This is a genomic window from Micromonospora aridisoli, from assembly GCF_056150025.1.
The window spans coordinates 80085-101809 of record NZ_JAXCFK010000007.1 but is presented as its reverse complement, the minus strand read 5'-3'; the positions used below and the strand labels follow the sequence as shown (position 1 = coordinate 101809).

Below are 21725 nucleotides of genomic sequence, written 5' to 3'. Positions count from 1 at the left end.
GCGAAACGATCGGGTGGGCGCGGCGGTGGACGGTTTGGCGGACGTCGGCGAGGCTTCATCCGGCCGGGGTGAGGGACCGTCACCCGGGCGGGAGCGACGATCGCGGTGGACCGGAGATCTTCCGAGGCACGGCGGAAGGGAAGGTCGTGATGAAGCGGATAGTGGAGATCGTCCCCGCCCGACCCGGTTGGTACGCCCGGTGGCGGCTGGAACCTGAGCGCACCCGCTGCTACCCGGTGAGCCTGTGGGCGCTGTTGGAGGAGGCCGACGGCGGCGGGCGCGAGGTGATCGGTGTCGACTGCGCCGGTCAGTGGCCCGGGTCGCAGGAGGACGGGACAGGTGCGGAGTTCATCCGGTATCTGTTCAAGACTCCCGATTCGGGGCCTCCGGATGACGCGGAGCCGACCGCTTCGCCGCACCGCTCGGGCCGGTACCCGGTCCCAGCCTCCTGAACCATCCTCCGGCCCCCGACCCCTGGTCCCAGGGTCGGGGGCCACCCCTTCGGCTAGCCGGTCGCCTGCATGTCGTCGTCCCCGGTGGTCAGGGCGAGCTCCAACAGCTCGGCGAGGCCGGTGCGGTCCAACAGCTGGCGCAGGGTGGCGTTCACGCCGGTCAATCGCAGGGGCGCGGCGCCGCCCCGGTGGGCCACCACGAACGCGCTCAACCCGGAGGAGTCGCAGAGGCCCACGCCGCGCAGGTCGATGACCAGCTCCTGGTAGCCCTCGCGCCGCAGCTCGGCGACGGCGTCGATGAGTTCCGGCGCGCTGTCGAAGTCCAGGTCGCCGGTCAGCCGCAACTCGGCACGCCCCGCGTCGCGCCGGTCGACCTCGATGACCAACAGCTGTGCCGACATGACTCCATGCTCCCAGCACCCCGCCAGGACGCAAGCCGCGGGGTGGGAAAGTCTCACCCGGTGACCGTCGGCTGGGTGTCCGGCCCGGCGCCCACGGGCTCGGCGTCGGGTTCGCGGGCCAGCAGCCCGGTGACCCCGGTCAGGTCGAGGATGGTCTCGAGGAACCGGGGGACCGTCCGCAGCCGCAGTCGGACACCCCGCTGCTGACCCTCGCGCCAGGCGTGCACGATCACGCTGAGCCCGGTGCTGTCGATGAACTGCAGATCACCGAAGTCGAGCACCAGGGTGGCGGGGTCCGTGGCCAGCAAACTGTCGATCTCGGCCCGGAGTGGGGCGGCGGTGGTGTAGGCCAGGTCACCGGTCACCCGGACGACGGGGGCGTCGGGATCGGACCGGTCGACGGCCGTGCTCAGCGGTGGCGTCTCGGGTCTGCGACCGTGGGACAGCAACGATCACGCCTTCCGCGAATGCCGGGTGGGCAGGGGCGTTCGGATCGTAACAACCGCAGAGCTGCTCCGCCTGCCGGGCGGCCGTGGTGGCCGGCGGGACGCTCGTACGGTGGCGGTGTCGGCAGACCCGCGTAGGCTGGGTGCCGGAACGCGACCACGCGCGCCGCTCGACGCGGCCGCGCGACCGACGATAAGGAGCGAGGCTCAGCTGGTGACAGGTGCCGACGTCAGGGACCTCGACCCCGGCGACGGACGGCCGCTCACGCCGAGTGTCGCCCGGGTTCCCGCTTGGCGCGCGGCCGGACTGCCCACCCGGGGCCGGCCGCAGAGTTCCCTCGCCGCCGACTGGCCAGACCTCGCTGAGCACCTCCGCGAGGGCCTGGTGGTGTCCGGCCCGGACGGCATCGTACGACACGTCAGCCCGGTCGCCCGGCGACTGCTGCCCGAGGTGGTTGTCGGTGGGACCCTCGCGGCGGTCGAGCAGCTGGCCACGTCCGACTCCGACGTCCGCCACCACGGCCGGCGGCTGCGGGTCCGGCAGGTTCCCCTGTCCGCCGGGCGCAGCTGCTGGTACGTCGAGGACGTCAGCGACAGCGAGCGGCGGGCTGAGGAGCTGATCGCCGAGCGGTCCAGGTCGGCCTTCCTGACCGTGGTCGGTGAGAAGTTGGGCAACCCGCTGCATCCGGACCGGGCCGCGGCGGCGGTGGTCCGCCTCGCGGTGCCCACCCTGGCCGAGGTGGCCGTGCTGGTGCTGGCTCCGCGCTCGGGGCGGGCCCGGTGGTGGCGTGCCCGACGGGCCGGAGACGAGCCGCCGACCGTGGATCGGGGGGTGCTCGGCGCGGCGGAGCTGCCTCCGGCGATCGCCGAGAGCCTGCGGGGCACCCAGCCGCACACCGTCGACTGGCTGGTCGAGCAGGCCGTGGACGCCGGCTGGTTGCCCGACCTCGCCGCTGCCGAGGTGACTGCCCGGCTGGTGCAGCTGCCCGGTCGGGACGCGCCCGCCGGCGTGCTGCTCGTGACCCGGAGGGCCACCGGCTGGTACGGCGAGGACGACCTCGACCTGGTCCGCGCCTTCGCCGCCCGGGCCGGCGCGGCCCTGACCACCGCGCTGCTCTACCGCGAGCAGGCGGAGGTGGCCGACACGTTGCAGGCCAGCCTGCTGCCCGTGGCACCGGCGCCGGCACCGGGCGTGCAATGGGGCACGGCGTACCGTCCGGCCCAGGCCGGCCTGCGCATCGGCGGTGACTTCTACGGCTCGCACCGGCTGCCCGACGGCGGTTCGGTGTTCTTTCTCGGCGACGTTTCCGGCAAGGGGGTCGAGGCGGCGGTCTTCACCGGGCAGCTGCGTCAGTGCCTGCACGCGCTGCACCGGGTTGAACAGCAGCCCGGCAAGCTGCTGCGGTTGCTCAACGACGCGCTGCTGGAGACGACCCTGGCGCACGGCCAGGGCCGCTTCGCCACCATGGTGCTGGGTGTGGTCCGCCCGCACCGCGACGGCGGTCTGTCGTTGACGCTGGCCGGCGGCGGACACCTGCCCCCGTTGGTGCTCCGTTCCTCCGGCGAGGTGGAACAGTTGCCGTTGCGCGGCATGCTCATCGGCGTGGTGCCGGACCCGCGGATCGGCCAGGTCTCCACGCGACTGGCCCCCGGCGAGACGTGCCTTCTCTACAGTGACGGGGTGACCGAGGCCCGCGGCGGTCGGCGGGGCGAGGAGCAGCTCGGCACCGACCGGCTGGTCCAGGCGCTGAGTGGTTGTCACCGGATGCCAGCGGGCGCCCTGGCCGAGCGGATCGAGCAGGTGACCTGCGACTGGCTGGCCCAGGGCGACCACGACGACATCGCAGTGCTGGCGCTGCGCGCCACCGGAGCCGGTGGCCGCTCGCAGCGGCACCTGCACGCGGTGCCGACCCCGGCCGGGACGGATCCTGAGGGGACGACGGACCGGTGACCACCGCGATGAGGGGCGCCTCGCCCGAGGCCGCCTACCCGGACTACCTGGACTGTCTCGCCGAGGCCGACGAGCACGCCGCCGTCGACGTGGCGCGTGGCCTGCTCGACGCCGGCGTGCCGGCCGACCGGGTGCTGCTGGAGCTGGTCGCCACGGCGCAGGCCGAGGTGGGGGAGTTGTGGGCGCGCAACGAGTGGAGCGTGGCCCAGGAGCATGCCGCCACGCACATCAGTGAGCGCGTGGTGGCGGCTGTCGCCGCTTACGCGGACGTCCGCCCGACCCGCGGCCGGATCGTGGTGGCCTGCATGGACGGTGAGTGGCACGCGCTGCCGGCCCGGCTGGTCGCGGAGGTGCTGCGGCTGCGCGGCTGGCAGGTCACCTTCCTGGGAGCCAGTGTGCCGGCCGCGCACCTGGTGTCGTACCTGCACCGGTACGACGCGTACGCGGTGGCGCTCGCCTGTGCGCTGCCGATGCGGCTGCCGCACGCGCACCGGATGATCGAGGCCTGCCGGCGCTCGGACGTGCCGGTGCTGGTCGGTGGTCGGGGCTTCGGTGTGGACGGTCGGTGGGCTCGGCGTCTCGGGGTGCCCTGGGCCGCCGACGCGCCCGCCGCCGCCGAGCTGCTCACCGACGAACGCGCGCTGCGCGCGGGGGTACCGGCGAGCCTCGCGCACCTGGCCGACGACGAGTACGCCGGCCTGGTCGGCCGGCGCGGCAAGCTGATCGACAGCGCGCTGGCCGAGCTGACGCAGCAGTTCCCGGCCATCGCCGACTACAGCCCGGCACAGTTGGACTCGGCCGTCAGCGACCTCGGGTACATTCTGGATTTCCTGGCCGCCGCGCTCTACGTCGACGACGACTCGTTGTTCACCGAGTTCGTCGAGTGGCTGGTGACCATCCTGGAGAGTCGCGGTGTGCCGGTCGCGACGGTGGCGGCGTCGCTGGCCCACTACCGCCGACTGCTGCACGATTTCCCCCGGGCGGTGGACCATCTCGAGCGCGGGCGCGCGACGCTGCCGGCGGTAGGTCGGCAAGTCGCCCGATAGGGCGTAGGATCCGGCCTGCCAGCGGGCCACCCTTATACTTGCCGCACAGCAAACATCCGTCCCTGAACGGAGGGGGTCGTCGTGACGTTCACCGTCACGTACGCCGATCACGACGGCGGCGGGCCGGCCCGCCTCCGCCTGGCCGGTGAACTCGACATGAGCAGCGCCCCTGAGCTGAACGCGGTCATCGACCGTCTGACGTCGGCCGGGCAACCGCGACTGTTGATCGACCTGACCGAGCTCACCTTCTGCGACTCGACCGGCATCGCCGTCTTCGTACGCGGCGACAACCGGGCGGCGGCCGAAGGCGGATGGCTCCGGGTCACCGGCGCCTCGGGTCGGGTCGAGCGCGTGCTGACCGTGACCGGCCTGGACGAGGTGCTGGGGTACGACGCCGATCGCGTGGACCCGGCGGGCAACGACCGCCCGGTGATGGGCTAGATTTCCCCAGCACGGGACCGGCAGGTCCCGTCCTGGCCGACCAGAGGCAGGTAGAAATGGGCGCAGGCACCCTCGCTCCGGTTCGTATCCTCGTGGTGGACGACGACCCGGGCGACGTCCTCATGATCGAGGAGGCTCTGGCCGCCTCGGACGTCGAGAAGGTGATCGACGTGGTCGCCGATGGTCAGGAGGCGATGGAGTTCCTCCGCCGCGAGGGTCGGCACGCCGACGCCCAGCGTCCGGACGTCATCCTGCTCGACCTCAACATGCCCCGCATGGACGGGCGGCAGGTGCTGGGCGAGGTGAAGGGCGACGAGAACCTGCGGACGATCCCGATCGTGGTGCTGACCACCTCGAACGCGGACACCGACATCATCAGCAGCTACACGCTTCAGGCCAACGCGTACGTCACCAAGCCCATCGACCTGGACGACTTCAACGACGTCGTGCACCGCATCGACGAGTTCTTCGGCCGGGTGGTCGTACTGCCGAAGCGGGGCTGACCCCCCCCGCCGCGTGCGGCGGGTCAGCCCCGACGTCGGCACCGGCTCAGGTCAGCGCCGCCACGATGGTGGCGGCCCGCTCCTCGTGCTGCGCGTAGGCGTAGGGGAAGGCCGAGATCTGTACGGCCTGTGCGGCCATGGTCAGGCTCATCTGCTGCCAGCCGGGCACCTGGAGCAGCGCCTCGTAGAACGCGCGGGCCGCGTACGCCGGACGCATCAGGTCGCGAACGCTGCCCCAGCCGCTGCTCGGGCGCTGCTGGAAGAGTCCGACGGAGTCGTGGTCCCAGCCGATGGCCTGGTGCGGGTAGTTCTGCGACTCGGGCAGCACGCCGCTGGCGTAGTTGAGCAGGGTGCTCTCCTGCATCGCGGTGGCGACCGCGATCACCAGCCCCTGCCGCGGGATCTTCATGTCGACGCCCACGTCCACGATCACCTTGGCGTTGTCCATCTGTGCCTGGGTGAGTCCGGCGACGGGTCGGGGGCGGGGTGGCTTGGCGGGGGTCTTCTTCGGCTTCGGCTTGGCGGTCGCCGACGGCTTGGTGGTCGGCGACGCGGTCGGGGTGGGGCTGGCGCTGGCCGGCGGGGGTACCGGGCTGCGGTCGAGGGAGCGGGAGGCGGCCTCCTGCTGGGCGGCGAGCGCACGGTCGGCCGCCGCCTCCGCCACCTGGGGTGGGGCCGGTCCGTCGGCCGTCCTGGTCGTCACCACGGCGGTCGCGCCGAGGCAGCAGGTCACTCCGGTGGCCAGGGCCACCCGGACGGGAGCGGAGGCCAGCGCGGCGCGGACACCGCGACGTGGCTTACCAACGGCGCGATGTCGGCCCATCATCCTTTCGGATGATGTCCCGTCGTCCGAGCGGCTTGCCGGTTGCCCGGGGGTCAGCTTCTGGTCGATCTGGTCGTCGGCTTGCACTCGCCGAGGCTAGATAGCGTGCAGCCGCCTGCCATCGGCCCGGTTGGTGGCATGCGTCACAATTCGCGGCTATCCGTCGCCCGATTCTCCGCGATCACTAATAGAACGGACCATCTGCACTTGTCCGTCCCAGCGTAAATGTCGGCTATAGGGATATAAACCGGGGTGAAAAGCTAATCTTGCCGGAGTCTATGTGTCGCTGGGGTCGCCTCCTCCGAACGGACGAGGCCTAGGTCGACCCGACCGCGCCGTCGAGTCGGGTTGTCGGGCCATCCGGGTGCCCTCCGACGGATTGCGCCGCGTCGCGGCCCGGGCACCTGCGGCGATGCGCCCGCCGGGACAGGTGCCGGCGGGGTCAGCCGACCGGGCGGATCAGTGCCGGCCGTTCTCGGCGGGACTGACGGTGAGCCGGTGCCGTCCGCCGTCCGCGCTGGAGAACGGCCACAGCCGATCGGCGTGCTCGACCAGTTCGGCGAGCTGCTGTCGGCTCAGGCCGACCGACGAGATCGAGGCGTGCACGTCGGCCCGGTAGCGACCGTCGTCGTCGCGCCCGAGCTTCGCCTCGGCGCGCACCTGCACGGTGTGCGCCTCGTCGGTGATTCCGCCGGCCGCCTCCACCGCCGCGTGATGTAGGCACGACGCGAAGGCCGCCGCGAGCAGCTGCGACGGGGTCAGCCCGGTGCAGTGCGGCGCCAGCGGTGAGGCGAGGGCGGTCGACAGCACCTCGTCGTCAGTGTGGATGTGACCGCCCTCGGCGGTCGCGGCGGCAACCTCGTTCAACCAGGAACTCGGCATCGCGTTCCTCCCGTCACTCCCCGCCCGGCTACCCGGGGCCGGTCCGGTGAAACCGGGATTCACCCGCCGTGGCGGCTCCAGAGGACCCCGGCGGCCGCCTCGGTGACCTCGGCCGCCGCCCGCTCCGTCCACGGACTCACCGCCGCCGGACGTTGCCGTGGCATCAACGGCTCGTGCATCGGCACGTACACCCGGGCGTCGACCGCCTCGGCCAGCAGCAGCGCGGCGACCAGGCTGCTCGGCCGCCGGGCCGGGTCGTCGGCGAGGCAGCGCCGGCACAGGTCGGCCACCTCGGCGGGTAGCCCGGGCAGCTCGGGCAGCGGCCGCGGCGACTGGCGTCCCTCCGGACCGAGCAACTGGGTGACGCTGTCCGCCGGGTACGGCAGATGTCCCGTCAGGCAGTAGTAGAGGAGGACCCCGAGGGCGTAGATGTCGGCCGCCGGAGTCGCCGGGGCCCGGTGCAGCTGCTCCGGCGCGAGATACGCGGGCGTACCGATGACGACGCCGTCCGGCGTGGGGTCGGCGGCGCCGGCCGAGGTGGCGATGCCGAAGTCGAGCACCTTCACCCCGGAGGGGGTGAGCATCACGTTGGCCGGCTTGATGTCGCGGTGCACGATGCCGTGGGCGTGTGCGGCGGCCAGCGCGGCGCTCACCTCCGCGCAGACACGCACCGCGATCTGCCAGTCCAGCGGGCCGGCGCGCAGGTGCGCGGCGAGGGTCTGCCCCTCGGCCAGCTCCATCACGATGTACGGCAGTTCGTGCCCCGGCCCGGTGTCGCAGGTGCCGAAGTCGTGCACGCTGGCGACGTTGGGATGGACCAGACGGGCCGCGGACCGGGCCTCGGTGCGGATCCGTTCCACCGACGCTGCCCCGTCCGGTTGACCGGGAGAGACCAGCTTCACCGCGACCGCCCGGTCCAGCACGGTGTCATGGGCCCGCCACACCTCCGACATCCCCCCGATGCCGATGCGCTGTTCGAGCCGGTAGCGCCCGTCCAGCGTACGCATCGACCGCCCCCAACCCTCGTGGTGCTCCACCCGCGGCGCGCAAGGCCGTGGCCCCGGCACGGTACCCCACGTCCGATCAGGGCAAACACGCCTCGGACGGCGGCCGGTGCGTTAGCGTGCGAAGCCGGGACGCCCGACGCAGCGGGCGGGCTGGAGGCGGAACACGTGATGAGTGAGGTGACCGTACGTTTCATCGGGGGTCCGGCCCACGACCTGGTCCGGTCGTTGCCGGCCGGAGAGGACGGCGCTCCGCCGCGGCTGTGGGTGCTGCGTCGGCCGCAGCCGGCGCCGACGCCGGCAGCAGACCATCTCTACGTGCGACAACGACCCGACGAGTCCGGAACCTGGTCCATGCGGTTCGTCCGAACCGACCCGGTTGGCGTCACCGAGTGACCCGCTGTCGCCGACCGCGCGCCGCCGCGGTCGCACAGCTGGCGCACAGGAACCGCACAAGCGGTACCCAGTGCGCGACACCACCATGGGAACCATGACGAGCGAGGGGGAAGCCGCGCCGGCCCGGGTGGAACTGCGCCGGCCGGACGGCGAGCCGGTCCGGGTGCTGGTGGTCGACGACGAGCCGACCCTGACCGACCTGCTGTCGATGGCGCTGCGCTACGAAGGCTGGCAGGTGCGTACGGTCGGCGACGGGATGGCCGCCGTCCGCGCGGCCCGGCAGTTCCAGCCCGACGCGGTGGTGCTCGACGTGATGCTGCCCGACCTGGACGGCCTCCAGGTCCTGCGCAAACTGCGGGCGGACAACGCCACCGTGCCGGTGCTCTTCCTGACCGCCCGGGACGCGGTCGAGGAGCGCGTCGCCGGGCTTACCGTCGGCGGCGACGACTACGTCACCAAGCCGTTCAGCGTGGAGGAGGTCATCGCCCGGCTGCGCGCGCTGTTGCGCCGCTCGGGCTTCGCCGTCGCCACCCGCCAGGACGCGGTGCTCACCGTCGGCGACCTCACGCTGGACGAGGACAGCCACGAGGTACGCCGGGACGGTCGGCTGATCACCCTCACCGCCACCGAGTTCGAGCTGCTGCGGTACCTGATGCGCAACCCGCGCCGGGTGCTGAGCAAGGCGCAGATCCTCGACCGGGTGTGGAATTACGACTTCGGGGGCCAGGCCAACGTCGTCGAGCTGTACATCTCGTACCTGCGGAAGAAGATCGACGCCGGCCACCAGCCCATGATCCACACGCTGCGCGGCGCCGGGTACCTGCTCAAGCCGGCCGAGTGAACGCGGTGCGCCGGTGGCTGGCGGGCTGGTCGCTGCGTACCCGCCTGGTGGTCGCCCTGGTCGCCCTGCTCGCCGTGGTGAGCCTGGCCATCGGCGGCCTGACGACCCTGGCGCTGCGGCAGTTCCTGATCTCCCGGGTCGACGAGCAGCTGCGCTTCACCCCCGGTGGCCGGCCCGCCGTCCCCTGGGAACCCGGCGTCGGCTCGGGGCCCTGGGGCGACGTGCGGGTGCCGCGCGGCTTCCCGCCCGGCACGATCAGCGCGCAGGTCGTCGACGGGCGGGTCACCGAGGCGTGGACGCTGGTCGGCCGGCAGGAACAGTCGGTGCCGGTCGACGAGGTGGGCGCGCTCGCGGCGGTACCCACCGACGGTCGCGCGCACAGCCTGGGGCTGGGGGAGCGGGGCGGCTACCGGGTGGTGGCCCGGCAGACCGCGAGCGGGACCGTGCGGGTGCTGGGCGTGCCGCTCTCCGGTGTCCAGGAGACCGTCTGGGCGATGGTGGCTGCCCAGGCCGCGGTCACCGTCGTCGGCCTGCTCATCGCCGGCACCGCCGGGGCGCTGATCGTCCGGGTCACGCTGCGTCCGCTGCGTCGGGTCGCCGGCACCGCCGCCCGGGTCAGCGAGCTACCGCTCGACCGGGGCGAGGTGGCGCTCTCGGAACGGGTACCGGCCGCCGACACCGACCCACGAACCGAGGTCGGTCAGGTCGGCTCCGCGCTCAACCGGATGCTCGGCCACGTCGCCGCCGCCCTCGCCGCCAGGCAGGCCAGCGAGACGCGGGTACGCCAATTCGTCGCCGACGCCAGCCACGAACTACGCACGCCGCTGGCCGCGATCCGCGGCTACGCCGAGGTGGCGCGCCGGGGACGCGACCAGGTCCCGCCCGACGTGGCCCACGCGCTGCGCCGGGTCGAGTCGGAGAGCACCCGGATGACCAGTCTCGTCGACGATCTGCTGCTGCTGGCCCGGCTGGACTCCGGCCGACCCCTCGCGGTCGAGCCGGTCGACCTCACCGCCCTGGTGGTCGACGCGGTCAGCGACGCGCACGTCGCCGGCCCCGACCATCGCTGGCGGCTGGACCTGCCCGACGAGGTCGTCCGGGTGCCTGGCGACCCCGCCCGGCTGCACCAGGTGCTGGCCAATCTGCTCGCCAACGCCCGGGTGCACACCCCGCCCGGCAGCACCGTCACCACCAGCCTGCGCCGGACCGGCGAGGTTGCCGAACTCAGCGTCACCGACGACGGCCCCGGCGTACCCGCCGCGCTGCGGCCCGAGGTGTTCGAACGCTTCGCCCGGGGTGACAGCTCCCGGTCCCGCGCCCACGGCAGCACCGGCCTCGGCCTGGCCATCGTCGCCGCCGTCGTGGAGGCCCACCACGGCACCGTCGCACTGGATTCCCGTCCGGGCCGTACCGTGTTCACGGTCCGGCTGCCGGGTTCCCCAACCGAGGCATAGCCGACGCACCCGGATCAGGGCCGGCGGAAGCCGCCGAGCCCGGGCGTGGGTCAGACCCGCAACGCGTCGGCGAGGACCTCGACGACGCGGCGCGTGTGGCGTCCGTCGGGGTCCTCGTCGGGGTTGAGATCCGTCAGGCTCATGCCGAGGAGCCGGTCGGTCCGCACCAGCGGCGTGAGCAGCGCGACCAGCTCCGCCCAACGCAGCCCGTCCGGCTGGGGATAGGTGACGGCCGGAAGATCCTGCGGGTCCACCACGTCCAGGTCGAGGTGTAACCAGGCCGGCCCGGTGCCGTCGGTGGCCAGGGCCGAACCGACCTCGACCGGGTCCCGGCGGCGCAGGTCCGCCGCCGGCCACTGGTGTACGCGCGGGTCGATTCGTGCCAGCTCGATCCGCGCGCTCTCCTCACCGGACGAGCGGTGCCCGAGCAGGTGTACCCGGGACGGGTCGACCAGCGGGGCGGTGCGACCGGTGACGCCGGTCGGGCCGTGCCCGGTGACGATGGAGAGGTCCATGTCGGCGCCCTCACCGGTCTCCGAGGTGTGACCGTCGAAGAAGTCCGGGTGACCGTCGACGAACCACAGCGTCGTGGTCGGCGGCAGGGCCAGGCAGATCCCGGGCAGGATGGCGCAGTCACCGCCGAGCACCAGCGGCCGGCGTCCCGCGGCGATCAGCTCGCCGACCCGTTCGGCGATCGCCGCGCTGGCCCGCCGTACCTGCGCAGCACCGATCAGTCCGCTCTCCGGGTCCCGGGTGGGATCGTCCACCACCGCGTCGACGCCGCCGGCGTCGTCCGCGTCGAGCGCCGTCTGGAGACCGCACCGGCGCAGTACCTCGGGTGCCCGCTGCTCACCCCGGCCGCGGCCGGAGGAGTCCAGTGGCGCGTCGAGCAGAGTCCACCTCATCCACCGATGCTATGCACGGCCGGCCGTCCCGGCGGGCAGCTACGGCCGTGGTGGGTTGGCGTCGGGTACCGGGACCGACCGGCCGGAGGCTCTGCGCGGCCAGGTCGGGCGTCTTGAACGAAACGGAGGGGGGAAGTGTGCCGTTGTGCCCGACAGGCGACAGCGAGCAGCGTACGGTGGCATAAGTCCGGCCAAGACGCCCAAATCCGAAATGTGAGCACGGGTGACTGACGGCCGATGTCGTGGCGGCGATGGGAAGGAGCGGTCGGTGAACCACCTGGCCTACCTGGACGCGGGATCCGGCAGCCTGATCGTGCAGGCGGTGGTCGGCGGGATCGCCGGGGTCGCGGTGGCGGCCAAGCTCTACTGGCGCAGACTCGTCAGCCGGTTCCGCCGCCAGCCCACCGACCAGAGCTGACCCCGACGAGATGGTGATCCCAGACCTGGGCCGGTCGCCACGACCGGCCCCGCTCGACGTCGATCCCCGACCGGAGCCCGGCTCGTTCCGTGACCCGGCCAACCGGGTGTTCCACGCCGGCGGCGACGTGTTGCGCGCGCTCGACCGGACCGCTGCCGCCGACTGGCGTGCCCTGGCCGGCAGCAGCTTCTTCCCGCCGTTGCTCGCCGCCGGCAAGGTATGCGGCACCGAGGAACTACCGCCGGAATCGCCGCTGCGGACCGTGCCGTCGGGTCCGGCTTCGTCGGACTGGGCCACCGTGCTGAGGCACGAACGCGTCCCGTTCGTGTCGCACCCGTACGAGTGGTCCTTCGCCATGCTGCGCGATGCCGCGCTGCTGCATCTGGAGATCCTCCGGGCCGCCCTGCCGGCCGGCTTCACCACCAAGGACGGCTCGGCGTACAACCTCCAGTGGCGCGGCACCGAGCCGGTCTTCATCGACGTCGGGTCCTTCACGCCGGTGCGCGACGGCGAGCCCTGGGCCGGCTACCGGCAGTTCTGCCAGACGCTGCTCTACCCGCTGATGCTCGGCGCCCACCTGGGGCTGGGCTTCCAGCCGTGGCTGCGCGCCCAGGTCGACGGCATCTCCCCGGAGCAGATGGGCCCGCTGTTCCGGGGCACCCGCCGGCTGCTGCCCGGGGTGCTCACCCATGTCCACCTGCACGGCACCGTGCAGCGCCGCAGCGCCGCCACCAGCACCGCCGACGTCCGCGCCCAGTTGCGCGACGCCGGCTACTCCCGCGAGCTGGCCCTGGCCACGGTGCGTGGGCTGGAGAAGCTGGTCCGCCGGCTGGACCATCAGCCGCCGTCCACGCACTGGGTCGACTACCAACGCACCTGCGGCTACTCCGGCGACGACCGGGCGGCCAAGGAGCGGTTCGTCACCGCCGCGCTGAGTGCCGCCGGTCGGCGTCGGCTCGTGCTCGACCTGGGCGCCAACGACGGCCGGTACGCCCGCCTCGCCGCCCGGCACGCCGACTACGTGGTCGCCGTGGAGCAGGACCCGGCGGTGGTCGACCAGTTGTACCGCACCCTTCGGGACGAGCGCGAGCGTCGCGTCCTGCCGCTGGTGATGGACCTGGCGGACCCGTCGCCCGGCGGCGGTTGGCGCGGGATCGAGCGGGCCTCGTTCGTCGAACGGGCCAGCGCGGACACCGTGCTCGCCCTCGCCCTGGTGCACCACCTCGCGATCGGGCGCAACGTGCCGCTGCCGGAGGTGCTGGCCTGCCTCGCCGGCCTCGTCGCGCCCGGCGGCCGGTTGGTGGTCGAGTTCGTGCACCCGGACGACCCGATGGTTGCCCGGCTGCTGGCCAACAAGCCCGACGGCATCTTCCCCGCCTACCGGCGGGACACCTTCGAGGCCCTGCTCGCCGGCCGCGGCACGGTGGAGGACCGGCTGGAACTGCCCTCGGGCACCCGCACCCTGTACCGGTTGGCCCTTCCGTGACCGAACGTCCCACCACCGAGGCCGCCGCCGGCGACTCCGGGCCCGGCACCGTGACCGGCGACGACCCCGGGCCGGAGCGGTGCACCCCGACCGCCGAGGAGACCGCCGGTTGCCGGCGGCGGTGGTGGGGCTGGGGCGGCTGGCGGGCGGAGGGCCGGCGGCTGCTGGAGGTCACCGCGCTGACCGGGCTGGTGATCACCCAGCCGTTGCTGGACGTGCTCGGCCGCAGCCCGGACTTCTTCCTGTTCCACCGGGCCGACCGGGGCGAGATCCTGCTGCTGGTGGCCCTGGTCGCGGTGGTGCCGACGGCGGCGCTCGGGCTGCTGGGCCTGCTCGCCGGAGTGGTCGGAACGGCGGTGCGCTCGGCCACCCACAGCCTTCTGCTCGGGCTGCTGGTCGCCGCGCTGGCGGTGCAGGTCGGCCGGCACACCACACCGCTGCGGGGCGTACCGCTGCTGGTGGTGGCGGTGGCGGTGGGTGCCGCCGGGGCCGCCGTGCACCGGCGCTGGACGGCTCCCGGGCGGGTGCTGCGGTTGGCGGCCGTCGGGCCCCTGCTCTTCGTCGGGCTGTTCCTGTTCGCCTCACCGACCGGTCCGGTGGTGCTGCCGCGCGGCGACGGCGGCGTGGCCGGCACGGCCACCGGCAACCTGCACCCGCCGGTGGTCATGCTGATCCTCGACGAGCTTCCCCTGGTGTCCCTGCTCGACTCCGCCGGTGGCGTCGACGCGACCCGGTTCCCGCACTTCGCCGAGCTGGCCGCCGCCTCGACCTGGTACCGCAACGCGACCGGGGTCAGCGGATGGACCCCGTACGCGTTACCGGCGATGCTGACCGGCCGCTACCCGGCACAGCCGTACGCCCCGCACTACTCGCACTACCCGGACAATCTCTTCACCGCCTTCGGGGGGCTGTACGACATCCGCGCCGAGGAGAGCATCACCCGCCTCTGCCCACCGAGCCGCTGCGAGCAGCCGGTCAACCCGGAGCAGGGGATCGGGGTGCTGGTCCGGGAGACCGGCCAGCTGCTGCGTCAGGTGACCGCGCCGCACGACAGCCGCGTCGACCCGGAGGACTCGTACCGTGAGCGCACCGCCGAGGAGGCCGGCATCGACGCCGCCGAGCCGGTGCCGACCGACCCGAAGTTCCGCTGGGACAGTCTCAACGTCAACCAGCCGGCCCGGTTCACCAGCTTCCTCAACGGCCTGACCCCGTCGCCGCGACCCACGCTGCACTTCCTGCACCTGCTGATGCCCCACTCGCCGTGGGCGTTCCTGCCGTCCGGGGCGCGCTACGAGGCCCCGGAGGACTTCCCCAACGAGGGTGACGGTTGGGTGGACCTGGCCCGCGCCCGGCACCTCGCCCAGCTCGGCTACACCGACCGGTTGATCGGCGAGACGATGCGTACGCTGCGCGCCAACGGGTTGTGGGAGGACGCGCTCGTGGTGGTCACCGCCGACCACGGGGTCAGCTTCACCAAGGGCGTGCAGGGGCGGGGCGAGGACGCCATCAAGGCCGCCGCCGACGAGGTGGCCTGGGTGCCGCTGTTCGTCAAGACACCCGGCCAGCGCAGCGGGCAGGTCGACGACCGCAACTGGGAACACGTCGACCTGCTGCCGACGGTCGCCGACGAGGCCGCCATCCGGCTGCCCTGGCGGGTCGACGGCCGTTCCGCCCGGAAGGCGCCGCGCACCGACGCGGGCAAGGTCTTCTACGACCGCCCGTCGCAGCCGATGCCGATCAGCGGAGGGGTGCCGACCGCACCACCACCGGTGGCTCCGCATCCGCTGGTCGGCACCACCGTGGGCGCGGCGCCGGAGGGTGGCCGGGCCCGGGTCGGTGGACTGGACGCCTTCCGCGCCGTCGATCCCGACGAGGGCCTGCTGCCCGGGATGATCTGGGGCACCGTGGAAGACGACATCGCCGACGGCACCGAACTGGCGGTGGCCGTCAACGGCACCGTCGCGGCGGTGGTGCCGGTGGTCTCCCCGGACCCGGGTGGCCGGCGGTTCGCCGCGTTGCTCGCCGACGACCGGCTCTTCCGCGCCGGCGCCAACAGCCTGGAGCTGTACCTGGTGGGCCACGACCGCCAACTGCGACGGCTGTCGATCTCCTGACGCGTCCGGCACGCGTCGGCGACCTGCCCCGCCCGGCGCTAACGCGCCCGATTTCCTGATCTGACGGACAGCCGTCTCCGCTGTGGTTTTGCACGTTCCGTAGGTCTTTCGTACCCGTCCGTCCCGGTCGTCGGGGTTTCCCGGCGCTTCGGTCGGGAATCGGGTGACGCATGCCTCACCGCCGAACCACGAGCGGCGGTGTCGCCGCAACCGCAATTACGGTAGAAGCGAAGGCAATTCAACGTAGATCTGCCGGCGAAGCGAGGAACCACATGACGGAAGTCAAGCTCGATCACCCCGGCGGGCAGCTGTCGATGCCGGTACATTCCGCGGTCGAGGGCCCCGCCGGGATCGGTGTGGGCAAGCTGCTGAAGGAAACCGGGTTGACGACGTACGACCCCGGGTTCGTCAACACCGCCGCCTGCTCGTCCGCGATCACCTACATCGACGGCGACGCGGGCATCCTGCGTTACCGTGGCTACCCCATCGAGCAGCTGGCCGAGAAGAGCTCCTTCCTGGAGGTCTCCTACCTGCTGATCTACGGCGAGCTGCCGACCGCCCAGCAGTTGACCGAGTTCAGCGAGCGGGTTCGCCGGCACTCGTTGCTGCACGAGGAGATGCGGCGCTTCTTCGACGGCTTCCCCCGGGAGGCCCACCCGATGGCCGTGCTCTCCTCGGCCGTCAGCGCCATCTCCACCTTCTACCAGGACAGCCTCGACCCGTTCGACGCCGAGCACGTGGAGATGTCCACGTTCCGGCTGATGGCGAAGGTTCCCACCATCGCCTCGTACGCGTACAAGAAGTCCATCGGGCAGCCGCTGCTGTACCCGGACAACTCCCTGGGCTACGTGGAGAACTTCCTGCGGATGACGTTCGGCGTGCCGGCGGAGCCGTACGAGGTGGACCCGGTGATCGCCCGGGTGCTGGACATGCTCTTCGTGCTGCACGCCGACCACGAGCAGAACTGCTCCACCTCCACGGTTCGGCTGGTGGGTTCCAGCAACGCCAACCTGTTCGCCTCGGTCTCGGCCGGCGTCAACGCGCTGTTCGGCCCGCTGCACGGCGGCGCCAACCAGGCGGTGCTGGAGATGCTGGAGCGCATCCAGGCCGACGGTGGCGACGTGCAGTCCTTCGTCCGCAAGGTGAAGGACCGCGAGGACGGCGTCAAGCTGATGGGCTTCGGCCACCGGGTCTACAAGAACTACGACCCGCGGGCGGCGATCGTGAAGCAGGCCGCGCAGGACGTGCTCGGCCGGATGGCCAAGCCGGACCCGCTGCTGGACATCGCTATGCAGCTGGAGGAGATCGCCCTCGCCGACGACTTCTTCGTCTCCCGGCGGCTCTACCCGAACGTGGACTTCTACACCGGCCTGATCTACAAGGCCATGGGCTTCCCGACGAAGATGTTCACGGTGTTGTTCGCACTCGGGCGGCTGCCGGGGTGGATCGCCCAGTGGCGCGAGATGATCAATGATCCGGAGACCAAGATCGGCCGCCCGCGGCAGGTCTACACCGGCGCCACCGAGCGCGACTACCTCCCCGTCGAGCGGCGCTGACCCGATGTAAGGAAGGGCACCTTGTTAACGCCTGCTGTATAGGAAGGGCCCCTTCCTAACGCGTCACGCGACGACGGCCGCCGTACCCGGATCACACGGGTACGGCGGCCGTCGTCGTTCCCTAGTGCGCTGGGTGGCCGTCGTCGTCCTGGCCTGCGGTGGTCGGCAGGTCACCGAGCACCGCGTCGATGACGTGGATCCGGGCACCGGCGGCCCGGTAGTCGGCGCACACCGTCTCGGCCTCGTCGTCGAGGCGGGCCCCCTGTCCGACGCCGGTGACGGTGAGGCTGGTGCCGGCGACGGTGGTCACCGTGCCGGCGGCGACCAGGTCCGCCACCGGCAGCGCCCCGGCGACCAGATGGTCGCGCACCAGGCCGCGCAGTTCGTCGGTGTCGCGCAGGAGCAGTTCGTCGAGGTTGGTCCGGGAGAACTTTGCGGCGAAGGCGTCGTCGGTGGGGGCCAGGACGGTCACCTCGCCCGTCAGCTCCCCGGCCAGGCCGGTGGCGCGTACCGCCGCCTCGAAGGTGGTGAGCACCGGGATCCACTGCAGAGCCTCGTCGGCCGGGCGGTCGGCGAGCCAGGTGGGGTTGCCCGGCTCGTTCCCGGCGGGCAACAGGTCGCACAGTGGACCGGTCACGGTGACCCCGACCGGCACGGCGTCGGCCGCGTCGGAGCCGCCTCCGGCGGTGCTGCCGACCGCCACGAGCAGTACGGCGGCCAGGGCCGCGCCGGTGATCGGGAGGATCCGCCGCAGCGCCGGCCGCGCGGCCGCGGTGTTGGTGTCGGTCACGGTTTCTCCACTCCTGCGTCGGGGGTACCGGCAGGCCGGGGCGCGGGTCCGGCCTGCCGGTACGAGGGTCAGCGGATCACAGACGCGCGCACTGGCTGAACCGCGGGCCACTGACCGCGTTGGCGACCTCCACATTGACCGGCGCGGCGGCGTTGCCGGTGCAGCCCAGCGGGCCGTTGACGGTGTTGCCGGCCACCAGCGGGGCCACGCCGGAACTGTTGACCACGTTGACCGGGCCGCTGATCCGGTTGCCGACCAGCAGGACCGGGCCGGTGGTGCCGGTGACGTTCACCGGGCCGTTGACCGTGCCGGCGGTCAGCACGAACCCGGCCGCCCCACTGGCGTCCACCGGACCGTTGATCGACCCGCCGTTGACGATCAGCGTGGCGCCCGGCTGGACCCGGACCGGGCCCCGGACGGTGGCGCCGGCGAGACACGCCACTCCGGAGACGGTCAGCGGCCCATTGTGGGTACCGGTCAGGGTCGGCGCGACCCGCTCCCCGGCGACCAGACCCTCGGCGGCCTGCCCGTCGAGCAGCAGCGGTACCAGACCACGTTCCGGCTGGGACAGCGGTACGAGGTACCCGTCGGCCACCTTGACCACCTTCCAGCCGTGCGCGGCCAGCCGCTGGGCCACGGTGGTCTGCCGGCCGGCCGGACCATCGGTACGCGCACCGTGGTACTGGTCCTCGGTGAGCTTGTACGCGCACGGCGGCTGCTCCAGGATCTGGTCTTCACCGGGGGCGTCCAGCGGCGGCGGGGTGTCACCCGGGTGCGGCGCCGGGTACGCCTCGATCGGGCGCGAGCCCCGGAACACGATCCGGCCGGTGTTCGCCGACTGGAACCTGATCGCCTCGGCGCGGGCGGCGGTGATGTCGCCGACGCTCGCCCCGTGATAGGCCAGGAACTGGTGGAACGTCCACAGCGCCGAGTACGTCTTGCGCCGCCGGTTGTTGGCGGTGTTGCCCTCGTCCGGTCGGGTCGGCCCGCCCGAGCTGCGCAGCTCCAGCAGTGAGTTGACCACGTTCTTCAGGCCGAGGGTGTTGCGCAGGATGGTCTCCTCGCTCAGGCCGACGTTGGCCCCGGTGCACCCGTACGGGCAGGCCCACCAGCCGTCCTTGGCGCCCTGCGCGTACATGTGACCCTCGATCATGTCCTGCGACCGGTCGAAGATGCCCTGCGCCACGTTCTGGTGCCGTGGCGGCAGCATCGGCAGGTCACCGGTGTTGGCGTTGCCGTACTCGTGACCGTCGTAGCTGGCGATCGGCCGGTAGTCGCGGACCATCTCCACGAACGCCTGGGTCTCCGGCTGGCGGATCAGCGAGTAGTCCCGGTTGAGGTCCTGCCCGGTGGAGTTGCCCCGGCTGTTGGCCGCCCGACCATCCCCGTTGATCGTCGGCACGATCAGCATGGTGGTCTTCGACAACAGGCCGAGGGTGGTGGGGTCGTCGGTGAACGCCAGCTGCCGGGCCATGATCAGACAGGCCTCGCGGTCGCCGGGCTCGTTGCCGTGCACGTTGCAGTTGACCACCAGCGGGTTCGTCGCGGCCACCGCCTCCGGGGTGGCCGGCGGGGTGGGGTGACCGATCACGAACATGTTGATCGGCCGGTCCTGCACGGTACGACCGATCTCGACCACGCGGACCCGGTCGCTCAGCTCGTCGATCGCGGCGGTGTAGGCGTACTCGTTGACGTCGTTGGTGTACTGCGCGCCCAGCGTGTTCTCCCACTGGGTGCGCAGGCTCGCACCGGGGGTGCCCGGGTCGCCCCAGTGACCTCTGGTGGCGTCGCTGACCGGCGCGGAGTAGGGCTGCGCGGTGCTGCCGAGGCGGGCGCGGACCCGCCACTGGAACCGGTTACCGGGGGCGAAGCCGGCGTCGGCGAAGGTCGGCTCCGAGTTGTTGATCTGACGGTTCGGCCGCCAGACGCCGACGATCACCGAGGCGCCGGTGGCGGTGCCGTCCTCGGCGACGGGGGTGCGTTCGATCTGGTAGTCGGTGGCCCCGTCGACCGGGGTCCAGGCCAGCGTCGCGTACCCGTCGCCCTGGACCACCGTGAGGCCCTGCACCTGGTTCGGCTCCGCCGCCAGTTGGGCCGCCGTGGTCGCCTGGGCGGGTTGCGCGGTCGCCGCGAGGGTGACGGCGAGCAGAGCGGAGAAGACACCGGCCGTTGTCCGTCTGTATCTCAAGGGGATCTCCAAACAGGAGGGATGGCTGGGTACGCACAGCACACCCGCCCTCGACCGGTCACGGGGTCGCGAGCTGGGATTCTTGAGGATGCTCTGAGGTTGCGAGGTGCTGAGCGGCCAGTCAGGTGGCACGCAGGCGGTAGCCGACGCCACGTACCGTCTCCACCAGACGTGGGTCGTCGAGCTTGCCGCGCAGCGCCGCGACGTGGACGTCCAGGTTGTGCCGGGTGGCCCAGGTGGTCTGCCAGACCTCGAGCTGCAACCGGTCCCGGGGCACCACCGTGCCCGCCTGCCGGGCCAACGCCACCAGCAGGTCGAACTCCTTGCGGGACAGGCCGATCTCGCGATCGCCGAGCCACACCCGCCGGGCGTCCACGTCGATGCGCAGCGCGCCCACCCGCAACTCGGTCGCCTGCCGGGCGGTACGCGCCGTGCGCCGCATCACCGCCTCGATGCGTGCCTGCAACTCGACCATCGAGAACGGTTTGACCACGTAGTCGTCGGCGCCGGCGCGCAACCCGGCCACCCGGTCGTGCTCCTCGGCCCGGGCGGTCACCGCGATGATCGCCACGGCCTCGTCATGCTGGCGGATCCGACGGCACACCTCCAGTCCGTCGCGGTCGGGCAGGTTCATGTCGAGCAGCACGAGGTCCACCGGATCCGCCTCGACCGCCTCGGCGGCCGTCACCGCTTGGACCACGTCGTGCCCCCGTCGGCGCAGCGCCGACGCGAGACCCGCCGAGACGCGCAGGTCGTCTTCCACCAGGAGCACCCGCACCCGCGCCCTCCTCGGACCTCGCCGTCGCCGGATGCCTGCGAGTGTTCCGGATGTGAAGCGGCGCTGACCAGTGCGGATACAAGATCGTAACGGCAGAATCTGCTGTCCGAACGGCCTGGCGGCGCACCGCCGCCCGGTCCGGCGAGCGCCACGTCGACCGTGCTCCGTGCCCCGGGACCGGACCCGTCGGCCGGGTCAGGCGATGGCGGCCTTCAGCAGCCAGGAGGTGACCCGGGCGTGGCCGGGCAGCTCCGTCCGCCCGGTCGACCAGAGCAGCACCTCGACCGGATCCCCCGCCGGAGCATCGGGAAAGAGCCGGGCGAGCACCGCCGCGCAGAGCGTCGCCGGGGGCCGCCAGTCGATCCCGAGCCCCTGGGCGATGTCCCAGGTGTGCACCAGCGTCTCGTTGACCCCGAGCGCGGCGAAGCCGCCCGGGTCGGTCGGTCCCCAGTGCCAGCCGCGGGCGGTCGGTGCCGCGGCGGTCACCGCGTGGCTCAGCAGCCGCCCGCAGGCGGTGACCACGGCGAGGACGTCGCGCGGTGCGGCGGCGTCCTGGACTACCAGGTCGAACGGCAGGTACGCCTCATCCGGACCGGCCGCCACCTGACCCGCGTACGCCAGCAGGTCGTGGGCGACATGGACCGCGGTCGTCCAGCAACTCCACTCCAGCGTCCCCGCCCGGTGTTTCCGCCAGTCCCGGGACAGGTGCGGCGTGAGCACCCGCACCATCTCGGCCACCGCCCCGTCGACGTCGGCACCGTCCATCGCAGCCATGTCCACCATGCTGCCAGTCAACCCTGCCGATCGGTCGCCCCGTCAGGTCCGGGGCTGCCGTACCCACCGGGCGAGC

Annotated in this window: 22 protein-coding genes; 12 read left to right on the top strand and 10 right to left on the bottom strand. The window is 72.5% G+C overall.

From position 1 onward, the window contains the following. Nucleotides 1-149: 149 nt before the first annotated feature. Nucleotides 150-452 carry a hypothetical protein gene (locus SM447_RS16575; protein ID WP_474573930.1) on the top strand — a complete coding sequence of 101 codons (303 nt, stop codon included), beginning with the start codon at nt 150-152 and terminating at the stop codon, nt 450-452. Between the two features lie 53 nt (nt 453-505). On the opposite strand, the gene SM447_RS16570 is transcribed toward SM447_RS16575, so the two are convergent. Both SM447_RS16570 and SM447_RS16565 read right to left on the bottom strand, forming a co-directional pair. Beyond that, a complete protein-coding gene (locus SM447_RS16570) occupies nt 506-853 on the bottom strand; it encodes an STAS domain-containing protein (protein ID WP_474573703.1) in 348 nt (115 codons plus the stop codon). Nucleotides 854-906: 53 nt separating this feature from the next. Continuing rightward, on the bottom strand, nt 907-1302 hold the full coding sequence (locus SM447_RS16565; protein WP_474573702.1) for an STAS domain-containing protein: 396 nt from the start codon (nt 1300-1302) through the stop codon (nt 907-909). 211 nt (nt 1303-1513) lie between these two features. Here SM447_RS16565 and SM447_RS16560 point away from each other — a divergent pair, with 211 nt between their 5' ends. The 4 genes from SM447_RS16560 to SM447_RS16545 all read left to right on the top strand — a co-directional run bounded on the left by SM447_RS16560 (nt 1514) and on the right by SM447_RS16545 (nt 5240). Continuing rightward, nucleotides 1514-3250: a PP2C family protein-serine/threonine phosphatase gene (locus tag SM447_RS16560; protein WP_474573701.1), complete on the top strand. Its 1737-nt coding sequence runs from the start codon at nt 1514-1516 to the stop codon at nt 3248-3250. Next, nucleotides 3247-4296, top strand: a complete 1050-nt coding sequence (locus tag SM447_RS16555; protein WP_474573700.1) for a cobalamin B12-binding domain-containing protein — start codon at nt 3247-3249, stop codon at nt 4294-4296. The genes SM447_RS16560 and SM447_RS16555 overlap by 4 nt, the downstream gene beginning before the upstream one ends. Nucleotides 4297-4377: 81 nt before the next feature. Next, a complete protein-coding gene (locus SM447_RS16550) occupies nt 4378-4737 on the top strand; it encodes an STAS domain-containing protein (RefSeq protein WP_474573699.1) in 360 nt (119 codons plus the stop codon). A gap of 56 nt (nt 4738-4793) precedes the next feature. Further along, the gene (locus tag SM447_RS16545) at nt 4794-5240 is read left to right on the top strand and encodes a response regulator (RefSeq protein ID WP_474573698.1); all 447 of its coding nucleotides are present in this window, start codon (nt 4794-4796) and stop codon (nt 5238-5240) included. A 46-nt stretch (nt 5241-5286) separates the two neighbouring features. Here SM447_RS16545 and SM447_RS16540 read toward each other — a convergent pair whose 3' ends face one another. The 3 genes from SM447_RS16540 to SM447_RS16530 form a co-directional block, all read right to left on the bottom strand. After that, entirely contained in the window at nt 5287-6150 is an 864-nt protein-coding gene (locus tag SM447_RS16540) for a hypothetical protein (protein ID WP_474573697.1), read from the bottom strand. A gap of 372 nt (nt 6151-6522) precedes the next feature. Then, complete coding sequence (locus SM447_RS16535; RefSeq protein WP_474573696.1) at nt 6523-6945, bottom strand: OsmC family protein; 423 nt, start codon at nt 6943-6945, stop codon at nt 6523-6525. A gap of 59 nt (nt 6946-7004) precedes the next feature. Next, complete coding sequence (locus tag SM447_RS16530) at nt 7005-7952, bottom strand: serine/threonine-protein kinase (RefSeq protein WP_474573695.1); 948 nt, start codon at nt 7950-7952, stop codon at nt 7005-7007. Nucleotides 7953-8120: 168 nt separating this feature from the next. On the opposite strand from SM447_RS16530, the gene SM447_RS16525 reads away from it, so the two are divergent. The 3 genes from SM447_RS16525 (at nt 8121) to SM447_RS16515 (ending at nt 10640) form a co-directional block, all read left to right on the top strand. Next, entirely contained in the window at nt 8121-8345 is a 225-nt protein-coding gene (locus SM447_RS16525) for a hypothetical protein (RefSeq protein WP_474573694.1), read from the top strand. A 94-nt stretch (nt 8346-8439) separates the two neighbouring features. Next, complete coding sequence (locus tag SM447_RS16520; RefSeq protein WP_474573693.1) at nt 8440-9186, top strand: response regulator transcription factor; 747 nt, start codon at nt 8440-8442, stop codon at nt 9184-9186. A gap of 17 nt (nt 9187-9203) precedes the next feature. Beyond that, the gene (locus tag SM447_RS16515) at nt 9204-10640 is read left to right on the top strand and encodes a sensor histidine kinase (RefSeq protein ID WP_474573929.1); all 1437 of its coding nucleotides are present in this window, start codon (nt 9204-9206) and stop codon (nt 10638-10640) included. A gap of 50 nt (nt 10641-10690) precedes the next feature. On the opposite strand, the gene SM447_RS16510 is transcribed toward SM447_RS16515, so the two are convergent. Then, on the bottom strand, nt 10691-11545 hold the full coding sequence (locus SM447_RS16510) for an arginase family protein (protein ID WP_474573692.1): 855 nt from the start codon (nt 11543-11545) through the stop codon (nt 10691-10693). A 268-nt stretch (nt 11546-11813) separates the two neighbouring features. Between SM447_RS16510 and SM447_RS16505 the strand changes: the two genes are divergently transcribed. From SM447_RS16505 to SM447_RS16490, 4 genes are all read left to right on the top strand, one after another. Then, the gene (locus SM447_RS16505; RefSeq protein ID WP_155220336.1) at nt 11814-11963 is read left to right on the top strand and encodes a hypothetical protein; all 150 of its coding nucleotides are present in this window, start codon (nt 11814-11816) and stop codon (nt 11961-11963) included. A 10-nt stretch (nt 11964-11973) separates the two neighbouring features. After that, nucleotides 11974-13449 (top strand): class I SAM-dependent methyltransferase, encoded by a 1476-nt coding sequence (locus tag SM447_RS16500; protein WP_474573691.1) that lies wholly within the window; start codon nt 11974-11976, stop codon nt 13447-13449. Further along, nucleotides 13446-15563 carry a sulfatase-like hydrolase/transferase gene (locus SM447_RS16495; RefSeq protein ID WP_474573690.1) on the top strand — a complete coding sequence of 706 codons (2118 nt, stop codon included), beginning with the start codon at nt 13446-13448 and terminating at the stop codon, nt 15561-15563. The genes SM447_RS16500 and SM447_RS16495 overlap by 4 nt, the downstream gene beginning before the upstream one ends. A gap of 272 nt (nt 15564-15835) precedes the next feature. Continuing rightward, nucleotides 15836-17119, top strand: a complete 1284-nt coding sequence (locus SM447_RS16490; protein WP_474573689.1) for a citrate synthase — start codon at nt 15836-15838, stop codon at nt 17117-17119. 121 nt (nt 17120-17240) lie between these two features. Here SM447_RS16490 and SM447_RS16485 read toward each other — a convergent pair whose 3' ends face one another. The 4 genes from SM447_RS16485 to SM447_RS16470 all read right to left on the bottom strand — a co-directional run bounded on the left by SM447_RS16485 (nt 17241) and on the right by SM447_RS16470 (nt 21640). After that, nucleotides 17241-17909 carry a fasciclin domain-containing protein gene (locus SM447_RS16485; RefSeq protein ID WP_474573688.1) on the bottom strand — a complete coding sequence of 223 codons (669 nt, stop codon included), beginning with the start codon at nt 17907-17909 and terminating at the stop codon, nt 17241-17243. A 76-nt stretch (nt 17910-17985) separates the two neighbouring features. Further along, nucleotides 17986-20097, bottom strand: coding sequence for a M14 family zinc carboxypeptidase (locus SM447_RS16480; protein WP_474573687.1), 2112 nt, complete (start codon nt 20095-20097; stop codon nt 17986-17988). Nucleotides 20098-20218: 121 nt separating this feature from the next. Continuing rightward, nucleotides 20219-20875, bottom strand: a complete 657-nt coding sequence (locus tag SM447_RS16475) for a response regulator transcription factor (RefSeq protein WP_474573686.1) — start codon at nt 20873-20875, stop codon at nt 20219-20221. A 195-nt stretch (nt 20876-21070) separates the two neighbouring features. Beyond that, a complete protein-coding gene (locus SM447_RS16470; protein WP_474573928.1) occupies nt 21071-21640 on the bottom strand; it encodes a DinB family protein in 570 nt (189 codons plus the stop codon). Between the last annotated feature and the right edge of the window lie 85 nt (nt 21641-21725).